Below are 15,655 nucleotides of genomic sequence, written 5' to 3'. Positions count from 1 at the left end.
AAGTTATGTATCATAGCGTAATTTTATTTTAGTCAAAGCCTGTGCAAAAGCACCTAATTTATGATAGAATAGATGGTGAGAAAGAAAACGTTTTATTACGTTTTTTTAGTCGGAAGGGGAAAATATAATGGCTACTATTCAATGGTTTCCAGGCCACATGTCTAAGGCTCGGAGGCAAGTTCAGGAGAATCTAAAGTTTGTTGATTTTGTGACAATTTTGGTGGATGCGCGTCTACCTTTATCTAGTCAAAATCCTATGTTAAATAAAATTGTTGGTGATAAACCAAAACTCTTGATTTTGAACAAGGCTGACCTGGCTGATCCAGCAATGACAAAAGAATGGCGTCAGTACTTTGAATCACAGGGAATTCAAACATTGGCAATCAATTCTAAAGAGCAAGTGACTGTAAAAGTTGTGACTGATGCTGCTAAAAAGCTTATGGCTGATAAGATTGCACGCCAGAGAGAACGCGGTATCAAGATCGAAACCTTGCGTACTATGATTATCGGAATTCCAAATGCCGGTAAGTCAACTCTCATGAACCGTTTGGCTGGGAAAAAGATTGCAGTTGTCGGCAATAAACCAGGTGTTACCAAGGGGCAACAATGGCTCAAAACCAATAAAGACCTTGAAATCCTAGATACGCCAGGGATTCTTTGGCCTAAGTTTGAGGATGATACTGTCGCACTCAAACTAGCCCTAACTGGAGCAATTAAAGACCAGTTGCTTCCAATGGATGAAGTGACTATTTTTGGTCTCAATTATTTCAAAGAGCATTATCCAGAAAAGCTAGCTGAACGCTTCAAACAAATGAAAATTGAAGAAGAAGCACCTGTTATTATCATGGATATGACACGCGCCCTCGGTTTCCGTGACGACTACGACCGTTTTTACAGTCTTTTCGTGAAGGAAGTTCGTGATGGAAAACTCGGTAACTATACCTTAGATACATTGGACGACATCGATGACGACGATTAAAGAAATCAGAGAACTTCTTGCTACTGTCAAAGAATTAGACAATTCCCTTTTTCTTGAACTGGAAAAGGATACTCGTTCTGGAGTTCAAAAGGAAATCAACAAGCGTAAAAAAGCCATTCAGGCAGAACTGGATGAGGATCTTCGTTTGGAATCTATGCTTTCCTATGAAAAAGAGCTTTACAAACAAGGATTGACCCTAATAGCAGGTGTTGACGAGGTCGGTCGTGGTCCTCTGGCTGGACCTGTAGTCGCTGCAGCCGTTATTTTACCAAAAAATTGTAAGATTAGAGGCCTCAACGATAGCAAGAAGATCCCCAAAAAGAAACATTTGGAAATCTTTCAAGCTGTTCAAGACCAAGCCTTAGCAATCGGAATTGGTATCATGGATAATCACATCATTGACCAAGTCAATATCTATGAAGCGACCAAACTAGCCATGAAAGAAGCAATCTCCCAGCTAAACCCACAACCTGAGCATCTCTTGATAGATGCCATGAAACTGGAGTTACCAATTTCACAAACCTCCATTATCAAAGGAGATGCCAACTCCCTCTCCATCGCAGCTGCATCTATAGTGGCCAAGGTGACACGGGATAATATTATGAAGGACTATGATGACCAATATCCTGGCTATGATTTCGCTGCCAATGCTGGATATGGAACAGCTAAACACTTAGAAGGTCTCGATAAACTAGGAGTTACTCCCATTCATCGAACCAGTTTTGAACCGATAAAATCACTGGTTGAAACAAATAAAGAAAGTTAAGTTGGAGGAAATGATTATGGAGGAACAGTCAGAAATACTCAGCTCCAAGAAAGAATTTGCCTTTGCCTCAAGTACCATATTATCCCAAGTTGGACGAGGAATTATTGTTGGTCTCGTCGTCGGACTAATCGTCGGATCCTTTCGTTTCTTAATCGAAAAGGGTTTCCACCTGATACAAGGACTCTATCAAGATCAAGCGCACCTAGTGCGCAATCTTTTTATCATTGGCCTATTTTATTTAATAGTTTGCTGGCTCAGCGCTAGATTAACTCGGTCGGAAAAAGACATCAAGGGGTCAGGAATTCCTCAAGTCGAAGCCGAACTAAAGGGACTGATGACTCTTAACTGGTGGAGTGTCCTCTGGAAAAAATATGTATTAGGTATTCTTGCTATTGCCAGTGGGCTCATGCTGGGGCGAGAAGGGCCAAGTATTCAACTTGGAGCGGTCGGTGGTAAAGGCATTGCCAAGTGGCTCAACTCTAGCCCAGTAGAGGAACGCTCCCTGATTGCCAGTGGAGCCGCTGCAGGATTAGCAGCTGCCTTTAATGCGCCGATAGCAGGTCTCCTCTTTGTTGTAGAAGAAGTCTATCATCATTTTTCACGCTTTTTCTGGGTCTCAACACTAGCAGCTAGTCTCGTAGCAAACTTTGTCTCACTACTCATATTTGGCCTAACACCCGTACTGGATATGCCAGACAACATTCCTCTCATGACCCTAGACCAGTATTGGATTTACCTCCTTATGGGAGTTTTTCTCGGACTTTCTGGTTTTCTCTATGAGAAAGCTGTACTCAATGTTGGTCGAGTTTATGACTGGATTGGTCAAAAAATCCATTTGGATAGAGCTTATTATCCAATCTTGGCTTTTATTCTTATCATACCAGTCGGGATCTTCTTACCTCAAATTCTCGGTGGTGGAAATCAGGTCGTTCTTTCTTTAACTGAGCAAGAGTTTAGTTTCCAAGTTCTATTAGCTTACTTTTTGATTCGCTTTGTTTGGAGCATGATCAGCTATGGAAGTGGTCTCCCAGGAGGAATCTTCCTTCCCATTCTGGCGCTTGGTTCCTTACTTGGTGCCCTAGTCGGTGTCATTTGTGTCAATCTTGAGCTTGTCAGTCAAGAGCAGTTTCCTATATTTGTCATTTTAGGAATGAGTGGCTACTTTGGGGCAATTTCCAAGGCTCCCTTAACTGCTATGATACTCGTAACCGAGATGGTTGGAGATATTCGCAACCTCATGCCACTTGGCTTAGTGACCTTGGTAGCTTACATCGTCATGGATCTACTCAAGGGTGCTCCAGTCTATGAGGCCATGCTGGAAAAAATGCTGCCAGAAAAAGCGACAGACGAAGGAGAAGTCACCCTTATTGAAATCCCTGTATCAGATAAGATCGCTGGAAAACAGGTTCACGAACTCAACTTACCACATAACATCCTCATTACAACCCAAGTCCATAATGGCAAAAGCCAAACAGTTAACGGCTCAACTAGAATGTATCTGGGTGATATGATTCACCTGGTGATTCCAAAAAGTGAAATTGGAAAAGTCAAAGATTTGTTGTTGTAGGTGATGTTTACATAATTTATGTTATGTATTTTGAATTATGGATTTCTTAATAATAAATTACATTAGAAAACCGATTCTCAGAAATGAGATCGGTTATTTTTTCAGATAAGATATTTCACATATAACTAATTGAACTTTGGTAAAAATAAGACTATAATTAAGTTAGAAATGATAAAGCATAAAGCTAGAAAGGAGTTTACTGTATCAAATCTGTACAGTAAGATTAAAATCATGAAAAAGAAAACAATAGCAATTGTACAATGTATTTTGTATCTCATAGCTCCTTATATAGCTCTTCAGTTATGTAGAATGAACAGAAGTTTCGTTACTGATAATCTCTTTTTTATTTTCCTTATTCTGCTGACTATTTCATTCTGGTTTAGTATTTGGAAACTAGAAAAAGCACTAGATAATGATTCACAATAATAACTCCTAAGACTTGGTTCTGTATTTCATAGATCTAAGTCTTTTTTCTATTTTATTCCTTTCTATAAAAACTAAAAATTTATGTACAATTGATTTAACATGATCTAAACCATTGATATAACTGAATTAGAAGCATAAAGTACATTCTTTAAAAAGTGTACTTTATTTTTGTTTTGTACATTATTTTGAAGTGTTATTTTGTATATTTTCTAGTTCATAACATCATCTGATTTAAGGAATTGATTTGTACATTTTTACTCTAATAGATGCAGAAGAAGTAGTGGTTCAATTGTACATTTTTTGCTACTCATTTAAGGTCTTATTGATAGTAAGATATAGATTTTTACTCGTGGTGCTAGTTAATCTCAAAGTATCTCAGATTATAAGTCAGTACAATTTGCTCCATTCTCAACTGCAATCCTGTTAAGCCTCTAGCTAGTGTTTGTTCGACATCAAAAAAAGCACAAAGTTCTGAAAATCGAGTTTCAATAGTCCGTCTCATAGCCATTAGTTTCTAATGATTATGTTGTTTAGCTCTGTTTCAACTGTTCTCTGAGTTCATAGCTAAGATAAGCTAAATCAGCTAAAACATAGGGTTGAGAACAATTTTCTAGTAAGTCATCAACTGCCCCAATATAATGTACTGAGGCAGGCGTTACAACATAATTCAGAATATAGCCTGATAGGGTGACCAGCATATGTACTTTGAATCCATAGACCCAAAGGTGCTTAGAGGAATTGTAACCAATGTCGGCTAGTTCATTAAAAACATGTGCTCTATGGTTACGGACTGGTTGACAAAGTGATAAGGGGAAACTATCTATGATGACAATGTTATTGGGAGAAATTTGAGTATTTATGGCTTGCCGAATAATTTGGACTAACCAAATCAACTGCCTTGACCGTCGATTAAACCGAGTTCTTTCAAGGAGACACCCACAAGGATTCTTGTTTAGAAGCACCGAATCAATCAAGAAGGATCACCCAGAAGTTCCAGCATTTGAAGAATATGACGAGCTACTTGAAGCAATCAAAAAATCCCTATAAAGGGATTTTTTTATACCTATAATACCTTGTGCAAAATAGTCGTATATATCAAAATCAGAGTCACGTTACCTACTATTAGACCAAAAGTTGCAAGCAAGGTCTTTGCTGTACCCGGTTTAAAATCTGCACTAATCAAATATGGCCAAAAGCATACCATTGGGAGAATGGCTATTAACACGCATACATAGGTAGGAAAGCTTGTCCAAAGAAAGCGTGTCGTCTCTAACCAGTGACCCCATGAAGGTATCACTATTTTGCTTATAGTGAAAAGTATGCATATAAGGTGGACCACTAGAAGATAAATAGCATACTTTGTCTTACTTAGTACTTTTTTCTTTTTCATTTTGCCTAATTATCCCTGCAAATTCTTCTATCGCTCTGCTGCAATATTAGAACTAAAATTAAAATTAACTATATCATTATTCGAATCAAGGTCTAAATTCATAAAATAATGATTCCAAAAGAATTCATTGTTACCTGCTCCCCACTGCATGCCATAATGACTCAAATATTCATCTCTTGGCTCGCTTGGAGTCAGCCATATTTTTTTCCCAAATACTTTCGTGAACTCGTTTTCGTCAAGCTTCTTTAGCAAATCTATACCATCTATATTATATGAAATTCCATATTTTTTGGCAACAGCTGTGCACTCAGAATCGAAGCAAACCTGCGTAACTACACAGTCCTTCAGCTCCGTACTCTTCCTCTTATCTCCGTAAACACCTATACATCCGAGAACTACATTCTTCTTTACAAGAAGATAGGTAGATCGCGTAACTGCTGAGTCATATGACTTAAAGCCGTTTGGTACGCTAACCCCAGCTCCTTGGTATTTAGTATAGCTTCCCGTTGTCAAAAGCTCGTTATAATTAGGATAATCATGTCTACCATTTGACACATAAATTTCAAACCCCTTGTCTATCAAATCCGAAATCTTAGTCTCTGTAAGATGAATTTCAGTTCCGTCAATTTTAAGTGGAGGTGCGTTATCAGGTAGACCTATAATTATATATACAAACATCAAAAACACGAATATCATAAGCACTGCAACGATACTCATCCAAGATTTCCCGGTTCTCCTTCGTGCATTGAAAAGCGACATTATAGAAGGCGTGATTATAGCAGCACCAATTGGCGCCGCCCCATGACGGAACATGCTCATGACCTTAAAGGCAATTACAGCGCTAATTAGTATTAAAATTATGTGCACTGCATACTCTCCTACGCTTAGCTTACTCGTCCTAGTCTGATTATTTGCTGGGGTATCGTACACTGGAACACCGTTCTCAAAGGTGTTCTTCATTCTAAAACGCAGCCAAAACAATATTCCAATAAACACAAATGCCAAGAACACTAGCATTCCGATAAAAACTAATTTTTCCATCTGTAACCTTTTCTCTGACCTAATTATCGTCCCTAATTATCGTCCATCAAAATTCATATCTAGTCTACCACATTTTGAAATTGTTTTACAATATTTACATACTTGTGCACGAATCAAAAATGTATACAAGCTTTTCAGAGTATTTATTCTTTACACCTCTTTTCCGCTATGTTAAAATTGTATTAAGTTTAATACTTGTTTTATTCTAAACGTGCGCATCATTTTAGCGCAAAAAACAAATTTAATTCCGTTGTTTCTGTAGTTAACTTTTTTATCGAAGTAATTCAGGAGTCCTATATTCAATATTAGGATGCATTAATCAAAGAGGTAACATCAGTAGAATCCGAAAATAAAATATTTACTTGGATTTGTGATTGTTGCGAATTAGAATTCAATGAAAAGTTAGGGATTGTTTTAGATGTATTTACCAACAGTGACTTTAATAATCTTAACTCTATTTGTCCTTACTGTAATAAAAAAATCCCTAAACCAAATGAAAAAATAAGCTTCGCTAAACCGTACTTAATCAATGAATGGGTGAAAGAACTTAACGGAGATATTGACACTTTCTTTTATGATTCAAATATAATAGTTGATTGGATTTGTCGTAAATGTCACAGGAGTTATAAAGCGAAAATTTCTGAACGCTCCGAAAACGACCAATGTTGCCCATATTGTTCATTTAAAAAGACTGCAAAAGTTATAACGATCTTGCGACTACACATCCATTGGTGATTAAGGAATGGTCAGCTTTAAATGATAGGGAATCATGCTCAGTTATGTGTAATTCAAATTATAGAGCATGGTGGAAATGTTCCTTATGTAAAGGAGAATATCAACAGGAAGTACAAAGTAAGGTAATAATAAAAAAACCTTGTCCATATTGCACAAATAAGAAGGTATTAGAAGGATTTAATGATCTCGCAACAACGCATTCGTATTGCAAAGGTTACAGAAGAAAGAAAGAACACTTTGTACAGTTTAAAAATATAGATAAATAAAAACACTCTAAAATCATTAAATTGATATTAAAGTGTTTTTTATTGTCAAAATGTACAATTGAAAAATTTTTAGTTTTCACTTAAATAAAGTACATTTTATAGAAGGTGGATAGCTTTAAAAATTTCCAGTGTTCATTTAAATAAAGTACATAATTGAGTGTAATTGGCTTAAAAAAAATTTTTGGTTACTGACAATATTTTTTTTCACTTAAAAAAGCTCCCATAACATCTTTCCGAAAAACTATAATTTTCTTGAAAAATATACGAGTCTATGCTATACTACTAGTAGACTTAATTATGGAGAAAATACATGAAACGTGAGATTTTACTGGAACGAATCGACAAACTAAAACAAATCATGCCCTGGTATGTTCTGGAATACTACCAATCAAAGCTTGCTGTTCCCTACAGTTTTACGACCTTGTACGAATACCTCAAGGAATACGATCGATTTTTTAGCTGGGTTTTGGAGTCTGGCATTTCAAACGTTGATACAATGGCCGATATCCCCTTATCTGTCTTAGAACATATGACAAAAAAAGACATGGAATCCTTTATCCTATATCTACGAGAACGACCTTTACTGAATGCTAATACAAGCAAACAAGGCGTTTCGCAGACAACCATCAATCGGACCTTGTCAGCACTCTCTAGTCTTTACAAGTATCTAACCGAGGAAGTTGAAAACGACCAAGGGGAGCCTTATTTCTATCGTAATGTAATGAAGAAAGTTTCAACTAAGAAAAAGAAAGAAACCCTTGCTGCTAGAGCTGAAAACATCAAGCAAAAACTCTTTCTAGGTGATGAGACAGAAGGTTTTTTGACTTATATCGACCAAGAGTACCCACAACAGCTCTCAAATCGCGCTCTTTCATCATTTAATAAAAATAAAGAACGTGATTTAGCCATTATTGCCCTTCTCTTGGCATCTGGTGTCCGCTTATCTGAAGCTGTTAATCTGGATCTAAGAGACCTCAATCTCAAAATGATGGTTATCGATGTCACTAGAAAAGGTGGCAAACGTGACTCGGTCAATGTCGCTGCCTTTGCCAAGCCTTATCTAGAGAATTATCTAGCCATTCGAAATCAACGCTATAAGACGGAAAAGACGGATACAGCACTCTTTTTGACACTTTACAGAGGTGTTCCCAACCGTATCGATGCTTCCAGCGTTGAAAAGATGGTTGCTAAGTACTCAGAGGATTTCAAAGTTCGTGTAACTCCCCACAAACTACGCCATACCCTGGCTACTAGGCTCTATGATGCTACTAAATCGCAAGTTTTGGTCAGCCATCAGCTAGGACACGCCAGTACACAAGTCACTGACCTCTATACCCATATCGTTAATGATGAGCAAAAGAATGCTTTGGATAGTTTGTGAAATACATAAAATAAATTATGTAATATAGAACGCACTTAAAAACGAAAGACCAATTCCTTTATCCTTCGTTTTTTATTTATTTAAACTCAATCCAGTAGTTACGATGGGGCTCGATTATTACTGGTTTACCCCAAAAGGCTTGCAGATAGGCTAGATTTGCATGGCTTACTGGTCTTTTTGCATCATTATATTGCTCAGCGCTCTCTTTAGTTAGAAAGCATTTTACTGCTTCATAAGAAGTTCCATCAGCTGATTCTCTTTCGATTCCCATATACGAAATTTCGTCACCTTTTTTAAGACTGTCAGTCAACAGTTTACCAATAAAATACACTGTCTTATCCTTCATCAGTTCATAAGCTTTACCATTTTCCAGTCGGTTATTTGCTGCAGCGTACATAATACAAAAACTATCAACAATGTCTTTCAAAGGCATTAAGTCCTCTTTCTTTACTTTGATTTCATCGGGAAGAAGACCGCCAATTATAAGATTTTGGAGATAGGCTTGCTGGATTACATTATCTAAAGCCATTCCTAAAGGTATTTGAACAGCTTGGTATCCTAAAGGCTGAAGCTCTTTATTTTTCTTATCATAATGTTCTTGTGTGATACTTATATTTAAACTTTCTGTTTGGGAAATTTCTTCATTTCTATAAAAAGCAACAACATTGCGGTCTAACTGTTCAAATAGATTAAGACTTTCTACTGGAATTTCTAACATTAATGAATAACTCCTTTTCATTTTTCCTCTCTATTATACTCTAATCAGCTTGATTATCAAGTCTAAATGTAATAAAAGAATCCATCTTAAATGGATTCTTTTATTATCCCACTACCGCTTCAGCGATTTCTTCACGGCTGATACCAGCAAAATAGCGTGTAATATCAATAGTTTCTAGAGCTTTAAGAACATCCTCACGTTCGTATTTCACTCCACGAAGGACATCTTCTACAGCTGCAACGTCTTCGATACCAAAGAAGTCTCCATAAATCTTGATATCTTGGATTTTTGATTCAATGACGTTGGCAAAAACTTCAACCTTACCACTGGTGAATTTTGTTCCCCGACGGACGTTAAATTCAGGTGATTTACCGTAGTTCCAGTCCCAAGTACCGAACTTGGTATCCTTGATACGATTGATTTCCGCTAATTCTTGCTCAGAAAAAACGTATTCAGTCATCTCTGGGTACTCTTTTTTCATGTATTCCAATAGCAAATCACGGAATTCTTCAACTGTGATTTTTTCAGGTAATTCATTGACAATATTGGTTACACGGGCACGAACGGATTTCACACCTTTTGATTCAAATTTATCTTTTGAAACCTTGAGGGCGTTAGCAAGGACTGACAAATCAACGTCAAAGAGCAAGCAACCGTGGTGCATGATACGACCATTGATATAGGCTTGGGCATTGCCACAGAATTTCTTCCCGTCAATCTCAAGGTCATTACGGCCTGTAAACTCAGCTTTAACGCCTAGTTGAGCCAAGGTATTGATAACTGGAGTTGAGAAGCTCTTGAAGTCAAAGGCCTTGTTTTCATCTTCTTTTGAAATGATGGTGTAGTTGAGGTTGTTTAAATCGTGGTAAACAGCTCCACCACCACTGATACGGCGAACTACCTCAATGCCATGTTCTCGGACATAATCACGATTGATTTCTTCGATAGTGTTCTGATGACGCCCGACAATGATAGATGGTTTATTAATCCAAAGAAGGAAGATTTGGTCCTCATCCAAAAGGTGTTTAAAGGCATATTCTTCCAAAGCAATATTAAAGGCAGTGTCGTTTGAATGATTGATAATGTATTTCATGGTATCCCTTTATACGATAGAGACTGGAAAATATCTTTCCAGTCTAATCTATCTTCGTTTTATTTTTTCTTAGGTGAATGGATGGCCATTCCTAAAACATCCGCAAATGCTTCGTACATCACTTCAGAGTAGGTTGGATGTCCGTGGATAGTCTTCAGCATTTCTTCAACAGTGATTTCCATTTCGATGATGCTTGATGCCTCGTTGATCAATTCTGCAGCTGCAGGACCAATGATGTGCACACCTAGGATTTCTCCGTACTTCTTATCGGCGATAACTTTTACGAAACCTTGAGCAGCATCAGAAGCAATCGCGCGGCCGTTAGCTGCAAAGTTGAATTTACCGATGGCTACATCGTATTTCTCACGAGCTTGTTCTTCAGTCAAACCTACTGCTGCTACTTCAGGAAGAGTGTAGATTGCCGCAGGAGTCAAGTTCAATTTGGCAACAGCATGATTTCCTTTAAGGGCATTTTCAGCTGCTACTTCACCCATACGGAAGGCTGCGTGCGCTAACATCTTGGTACCATTGATGTCACCTGGTGCATAGATACCTGGAACAGAAGTTTCCATGTATTCGTTGACCTTGATGCGACCACGATCCAATTCAAACTCAACTTCACCAATACCTTCAAGGTCTGGCACACGGCCGATTGAAAGAAGGGCTTTGCTTGCGATGATATCATCTTTACCTTCAACCTTGATACGAAGTTGGCCGTTTTCCTCGATGATTTCTTGCAGTTTTGTACCTGTCAAGATGGTCATACCTTTGCGCTCAAGGATCAAACGAAGGTTCTTAGAAACTTCAGCATCCATAGCTGGAACAATACGGTCCATCATTTCGATAACAGTCACTTTTGAACCAAATGTCATGAAGGCTTGGCCGAGTTCGATACCGACAACTCCACCACCGATGATTACAAGGCTTTCTGGAACTTCGTTCATTTCAAGAATGTCATCGCTGGTCATCACAAGTGGAGATTCCATACCAGGAACGTTAATCTTGCTGACTTTTGAACCACCAGCAAGGATAATTTTCTTGGTTTCAAGCAACTCTGAACCATTAACCAAGACATTCTTATCTTTAGTAATGGTACCAACACCCTTATGAACAGTAACTCCGTAACTACGAAGAAGACCTGCAACTCCACCTACCAAGGTATTGACAACTTTAGATTTAGTTTCTAAAAGTTTATCCATATCAACAGTGAAGTTTGGATTTTCGATTACGATACCACGGTTTGCTGCATGACCGATGTTTTCGATGATTTCAGCGTTGTGAAGGTAGGTCTTAGTTGGGATACATCCACGGTTCAAGCAGGTTCCACCTAGTTCAGATTTCTCAACAAGGGCAACCTTACCACCGAGTTGGGCAGCTTTAATGGCTGCTACATATCCAGCAGGACCTCCACCAATCACAACGATATCAAAGGCATCATCGCTCTTGCCATCGTCGTTTGAGGCACTAGCTGCGGGAGCAGGGCTAGCTTCTGGTGCTGCTACTCCAGCTGTTGGGATGTTTTCCCCTTCTTCCCCAAGGTAACCGATAACTTCCGTTACAGGGACAGTTTCACCATCTCCTTTGAGGATGGCAATCAAGTATCCATCTTCTTCGGCTTCTAATTCCATGCTGACTTTGTCAGTCATGATTTCCAAAAGGATTTCTCCTTCTTTTACAAATTCTCCGACTTTCTTATTCCATTGGACGATTTGTCCTTCTGTCATATCCACGCCGGCTTTTGGCATAATTACTTCTAAGGCCATGTCTTACTTCCTTTATCTATATCTCTAAAAATAAATACTGTATTTTTAAACCAACATTGAGATTGGGTTCTCAATTAAGGCTTTCAAGTCTTTCATAAACTTAGCACCAGCCATACCATCTACAACACGGTGGTCAATGGTTAATCCAAGGCTCATGATAGGGCGAATGACAATCTCACCATTGACAACTACAGGTTTTTCAACTGTTGAGCTAACCCCGAGGATAGCTGAGTTTGGTTGGTTAATAATAGGACCAAAGGACTGAACGCCAAACATTCCCAAGTTACTAATTGTGAAGGTTGAGTTTTGTAACTCACTTGGAGCCAATTTGCCATCCAAGGTACGACCAATCACGTCTTTAAAGGCTACTACTAACTCTGACAAGCTCATTTTTTCAGCATTGTAAACAACTGGTGTCATTAGACCGTTATCCATACCAACCGCCATCGCAAGGTTGACATAGTTATGAGTGATAATGGTCTTGCCGTCTTCTGTCAATGAAGCGTTGATGTATGGGTGTTTCATCAATGTTTTCACAACAGCGAGTGAAAGAAGGTCTGTTACAGTAGTCTTCTTACCAGTCGCTTCCATAATCGGATCAAGAACCTTCTTACGAAGGGCCAGCATTTCAGTCATATCAACTTCATAGTTGAGTGTGAAAGTTGGCGCAGTTAGGTAGGATTCAACCATACGTTGGGCGATAACCTTACGCATTGGTGTCATTGGGATACGCTCAATCTCACCATAAGGAGTGATATTATCTGGGACTTCTTCCGCTTTTTCAATTTGAGCAGGTGACTTGATGGTGTCGTTTTCGATATTTTCAGGAAGTAAGGCCAATACGTCCTTCTTCATAATCTTACCACGATGACCTGTTCCTTGGATTTCCTGCCAAGCAATGTTATGTTCGAGGGCAATTCGTTTTGCAAGTGGCGAAATGCGAACCACGTTTGTGTCTTTATAAGTTTCCACGTCTTCTTTGTGGACACGACCGTTTGCACCTGAGCCAGAAACGTCGTAGAGGTTGATCCCTAGATCATCCGCTAACTTTCTAGCCGCAGGAGTCGCTCTTAGCTTGTCATCAGCCATGACCTCTCCAATTCTATACTAAGATATTAAGGACGAAGAGGGCAAGGAAAAAATAGGAGATTGACGATGTGTTCGATGAACACAAGGAAATCTATTTTTTTTCGCAGACCTCCGTCCGAATTCAATTACATGATACAAAGGGCATTAGAAGCGACTGAAAAATAGGAAATCGACGCTGGCTTCGATGAAGCCAAGGAGATTTATCTTTTTTCCGAGCTTTTAGCCCGTGTCCAAGTTACTACGGTTGCCGCTATCTGGCGACCAACATAGTAGACTTACTAAGTTTCTTGTCGAATATTATCGATTTGTCAAAAAACTGTCACAACTTTACAAATAACTTGGATACAAAACATATCTTAAGTTACTAAAGTTAAAAATCTCTAAAATTTTACATAAGTTGATTTATGCAAGATTATTCTTTGTTATAAGTTTTTCGGATTGCATCTTTGATGCTTTCAACTGTTGGAATCATTGCATTTTCTAGGTTTTGTGCATAAGGCATTGGCACATCTTCTCCTGCACAACGGCGGATTGGTGCGTCTAGATAATCAAATGCTTCTGATTCTGAAATAATTGCTGAAATCTCTCCGATATAGCCACTTGTTTTGTGAGCATCGTTGACAAGAACCACCTTACCAGTCTTCTTAACTGAGTTAATGATGATATCCTTATCAAGTGGAACAAGGGTACGTGGGTCAACAATTTCAACCGAAATTCCTTCTTCTGCCAATTCTTCAGCAGCTTGAACCACACGACGAAGCATTTTTCCATAAGTAACGACTGTTACATCCGTTCCTTCACGTTTGATTTCACCAACCCCAAGTGGGATTGTGTAGTCTGGATCAACTGGCACTTCCCCTTTTTGGTTAAATTCTGATTTGTATTCAAGAATGATAACTGGGTTGTTATCACGGATAGAAGATTTGAGCAGTCCCTTCATGTCCGCAGGTGTACCTGGAGCTACAACCTTAAGACCAGGGATGTGTGTGAACCAAGACTCTAGAGACTGAGAGTGCTGGGCTGCAGAACCGACACCGTTACCAGCTGCGCATCGAACTGTCATTGGAACCTGACCTTTACCACCAAACATATAACGTGTTTTAGCAGCTTGGTTGACGATATTGTCCATGGCAATAACAGAGAAATCCATAAAGGTCATATCGACAATTGGACGAAGTCCTGTCATGGCTGCTCCTGCTGCTGCTCCCGAGATGGCAGCTTCAGAAATCGGACAGTCACGAACACGTTCTGGACCAAATTCTTCGAGCATTCCGACAGAAGTTCCGAAGTCTCCTCCGAAGACACCGACGTCTTCTCCCATCAAGAATACATTTTCATCGCGACGCATTTCCTCAGACATAGCAAGGATAATGGTGTCACGGAACGACATTGTTTTTGTTTCCATTTTATCTCTTTCTCCTTAGTCTGCGTAAATATCTTCAAAGGCCGATTCTAGTGGTGGGAATGGGCTTTCTTCCGCAAATTTAACAGAAGCTTCTACTGCTTCCTTAACTTGCGCTTGGATTTCTTCCAATTCTTCTGCACTTGCAATAGTATTTTCAATGAGGTAATTGCGGAGGTTTTCAATTGGGTCTTTTTGTTTCCACAATTCCACTTCTTCACGGGTACGATATTTACCAGGGTCAGATGATGAGTGACCAAGCCAGCGATAAGTGATACTTTCGATCAAAACTGGTCCATTGCCACCACGAACATGGTCTACGGCTTTCTTAAATCCTTCATAGACATCGATGACATTGTTTCCATCTTCGATAAACATTCCAGGAATTCCATATGCCGCACTACGTTGATGGATATGCTCCACATTGGTCATTTTCTTAATATCCGCAGAGATTCCATAACCGTTGTTAATGCAGTAGAAAATAACAGGAAGTTTCCAGATAGAAGCCATGTTCACAGCTTCGTGGAAAACACCTTCGTTGGTCGCACCATCTCCAAAGAAGCAGACCACGATTTTACCAGTATGTTGCATTTGCTGACTGAGGGCTGCACCGACAGCGATTCCCATACCACCACCTACGATACCATTGGCACCGAGGTTACCAGCATCCAGGTCAGCGATGTGCATAGAACCACCTTTTCCTTTACAGGTTCCAGTGTATTTCCCAAGGATTTCAGCCATCATTCCGTTGAGGTCAATCCCTTTGGCGATAGCTTGACCATGACCACGGTGATTTGAGGTAATCAGATCATCTGGATTGAGGGCCAGCATAGCTCCGACGTTAGCAGCTTCCTCTCCAACAGAAAAGTGAGTCATACCAGGGACTTTTCCCTTTTTCACTAACTGAGCAATTTTTAAATCCATGCGACGGATTTCTTCCATCTTACGGAACATCTCTAGCAAAAGATTCTTATCTAAAGTTGACATAATCTTGCCTTTCTAACTTTGTACTTACTTTACTATTTTACCTTTTTTAGTA

The 15,655-nt window shown here is 39.0% G+C and carries 13 protein-coding genes and 1 pseudogene; 6 read left to right on the top strand and 8 right to left on the bottom strand.

All coding sequences use genetic code 11. The annotated features are described in order from the left end of the window. The first annotated feature begins 127 nt into the window (after positions 1-127). Genes ylqF through K1I53_RS01655 form a run of 3 tightly spaced genes read left to right on the top strand, consistent with a single transcriptional unit; the run spans position 128 to position 3,312 of the window. Complete coding sequence (gene ylqF / locus K1I53_RS01665; RefSeq protein ID WP_223327815.1) at positions 128-979, top strand: ribosome biogenesis GTPase YlqF; 852 nt, start codon at positions 128-130, stop codon at positions 977-979. After that, positions 966-1,745: a ribonuclease HII gene (locus K1I53_RS01660; RefSeq protein WP_223327813.1), complete on the top strand. Its 780-nt coding sequence runs from the start codon at positions 966-968 to the stop codon at positions 1,743-1,745. The genes ylqF and K1I53_RS01660 overlap by 14 nt, the downstream gene beginning before the upstream one ends. Before the next feature lie 16 nt (positions 1,746-1,761). Next, entirely contained in the window at positions 1,762-3,312 is a 1,551-nt protein-coding gene (locus K1I53_RS01655) for a ClC family H(+)/Cl(-) exchange transporter (protein WP_223327811.1), read from the top strand. A gap of 781 nt (positions 3,313-4,093) precedes the next feature. On the opposite strand, the pseudogene K1I53_RS01650 reads toward K1I53_RS01655, so the two are convergent. Next, positions 4,094-4,682, bottom strand: a pseudogene (locus tag K1I53_RS01650) (IS982 family transposase); the annotation flags it as partial. Positions 4,683-5,155: 473 nt separating this feature from the next. Beyond that, complete coding sequence (locus K1I53_RS01645; protein ID WP_223327809.1) at positions 5,156-6,169, bottom strand: hypothetical protein; 1,014 nt, start codon at positions 6,167-6,169, stop codon at positions 5,156-5,158. Positions 6,170-6,706: 537 nt separating this feature from the next. On the opposite strand from K1I53_RS01645, the gene K1I53_RS01640 reads away from it, so the two are divergent. The 3 genes from K1I53_RS01640 (at position 6,707) to xerS (ending at position 8,551) form a co-directional block, all read left to right on the top strand. After that, on the top strand, positions 6,707-6,904 hold the full coding sequence (locus K1I53_RS01640) for a zinc-ribbon domain-containing protein (protein WP_317628092.1): 198 nt from the start codon (positions 6,707-6,709) through the stop codon (positions 6,902-6,904). Positions 6,905-6,948: 44 nt separating this feature from the next. After that, positions 6,949-7,170, top strand: coding sequence for a zinc-ribbon domain-containing protein (locus K1I53_RS01635; RefSeq protein WP_263285114.1), 222 nt, complete (start codon positions 6,949-6,951; stop codon positions 7,168-7,170). A gap of 310 nt (positions 7,171-7,480) precedes the next feature. Then, positions 7,481-8,551, top strand: a complete 1,071-nt coding sequence (xerS, locus tag K1I53_RS01630; protein WP_223327807.1) for a tyrosine recombinase XerS — start codon at positions 7,481-7,483, stop codon at positions 8,549-8,551. Positions 8,552-8,627: 76 nt separating this feature from the next. Here xerS and K1I53_RS01625 read toward each other — a convergent pair whose 3' ends face one another. From K1I53_RS01625 to K1I53_RS01600, 6 genes are all read right to left on the bottom strand, one after another. Continuing rightward, positions 8,628-9,269, bottom strand: coding sequence for a hypothetical protein (locus K1I53_RS01625; RefSeq protein WP_223327805.1), 642 nt, complete (start codon positions 9,267-9,269; stop codon positions 8,628-8,630). Positions 9,270-9,372: 103 nt separating this feature from the next. Further along, positions 9,373-10,362: a lipoate--protein ligase gene (locus K1I53_RS01620; protein WP_223327804.1), complete on the bottom strand. Its 990-nt coding sequence runs from the start codon at positions 10,360-10,362 to the stop codon at positions 9,373-9,375. Between the two features lie 59 nt (positions 10,363-10,421). Next, positions 10,422-12,125 carry a dihydrolipoyl dehydrogenase gene (gene lpdA / locus K1I53_RS01615; RefSeq protein WP_263285104.1) on the bottom strand — a complete coding sequence of 568 codons (1,704 nt, stop codon included), beginning with the start codon at positions 12,123-12,125 and terminating at the stop codon, positions 10,422-10,424. Positions 12,126-12,170: 45 nt separating this feature from the next. Further along, positions 12,171-13,214: a dihydrolipoamide acetyltransferase gene (locus K1I53_RS01610; protein ID WP_223327802.1), complete on the bottom strand. Its 1,044-nt coding sequence runs from the start codon at positions 13,212-13,214 to the stop codon at positions 12,171-12,173. A gap of 412 nt (positions 13,215-13,626) precedes the next feature. After that, positions 13,627-14,619 (bottom strand): alpha-ketoacid dehydrogenase subunit beta, encoded by a 993-nt coding sequence (locus tag K1I53_RS01605; RefSeq protein ID WP_000448714.1) that lies wholly within the window; start codon positions 14,617-14,619, stop codon positions 13,627-13,629. A gap of 15 nt (positions 14,620-14,634) precedes the next feature. After that, positions 14,635-15,603 (bottom strand): thiamine pyrophosphate-dependent dehydrogenase E1 component subunit alpha, encoded by a 969-nt coding sequence (locus K1I53_RS01600; RefSeq protein ID WP_223327800.1) that lies wholly within the window; start codon positions 15,601-15,603, stop codon positions 14,635-14,637. Positions 15,604-15,655 lie beyond the last annotated feature (52 nt).

The organism is Streptococcus oralis, from assembly GCF_019929365.1.
In the GTDB taxonomy this organism is placed as follows: domain Bacteria; phylum Bacillota; class Bacilli; order Lactobacillales; family Streptococcaceae; genus Streptococcus; species Streptococcus oralis_BT.
Note: the sequence above shows the minus strand (reverse complement) of the source record. Positions and strands in the feature narration are given on the sequence as shown.

Bases quoted from the DNA above. Each gene is read 5' to 3' on its own strand.
- K1I53_RS01600 (WP_223327800.1), bottom strand. From the start codon at position 15,603: ATGTCAACTTTAGATAAGAATCTTTTGCTAGAGATGTTCCGTAAGATG.
- K1I53_RS01660 (WP_223327813.1), top strand. From the start codon at position 966: ATGACGACGATTAAAGAAATCAGAGAACTTCTTGCTACTGTCAAAGAA.
- K1I53_RS01625 (WP_223327805.1), bottom strand. From the start codon at position 9,269: ATGTTAGAAATTCCAGTAGAAAGTCTTAATCTATTTGAACAGTTAGAC.
- ylqF (WP_223327815.1), top strand. From the start codon at position 128: ATGGCTACTATTCAATGGTTTCCAGGCCACATGTCTAAGGCTCGGAGG.
- K1I53_RS01645 (WP_223327809.1), bottom strand. From the start codon at position 6,169: ATGGAAAAATTAGTTTTTATCGGAATGCTAGTGTTCTTGGCATTTGTG.
- lpdA (WP_263285104.1), bottom strand. From the start codon at position 12,125: ATGGCCTTAGAAGTAATTATGCCAAAAGCCGGCGTGGATATGACAGAA.
- K1I53_RS01605 (WP_000448714.1), bottom strand. From the start codon at position 14,619: ATGGAAACAAAAACAATGTCGTTCCGTGACACCATTATCCTTGCTATG.
- K1I53_RS01620 (WP_223327804.1), bottom strand. From the start codon at position 10,362: ATGAAATACATTATCAATCATTCAAACGACACTGCCTTTAATATTGCT.
- K1I53_RS01655 (WP_223327811.1), top strand. From the start codon at position 1,762: ATGGAGGAACAGTCAGAAATACTCAGCTCCAAGAAAGAATTTGCCTTT.
- K1I53_RS01635 (WP_263285114.1), top strand. From the start codon at position 6,949: ATGTGTAATTCAAATTATAGAGCATGGTGGAAATGTTCCTTATGTAAA.
- xerS (WP_223327807.1), top strand. From the start codon at position 7,481: ATGAAACGTGAGATTTTACTGGAACGAATCGACAAACTAAAACAAATC.
- K1I53_RS01610 (WP_223327802.1), bottom strand. From the start codon at position 13,214: ATGGCTGATGACAAGCTAAGAGCGACTCCTGCGGCTAGAAAGTTAGCG.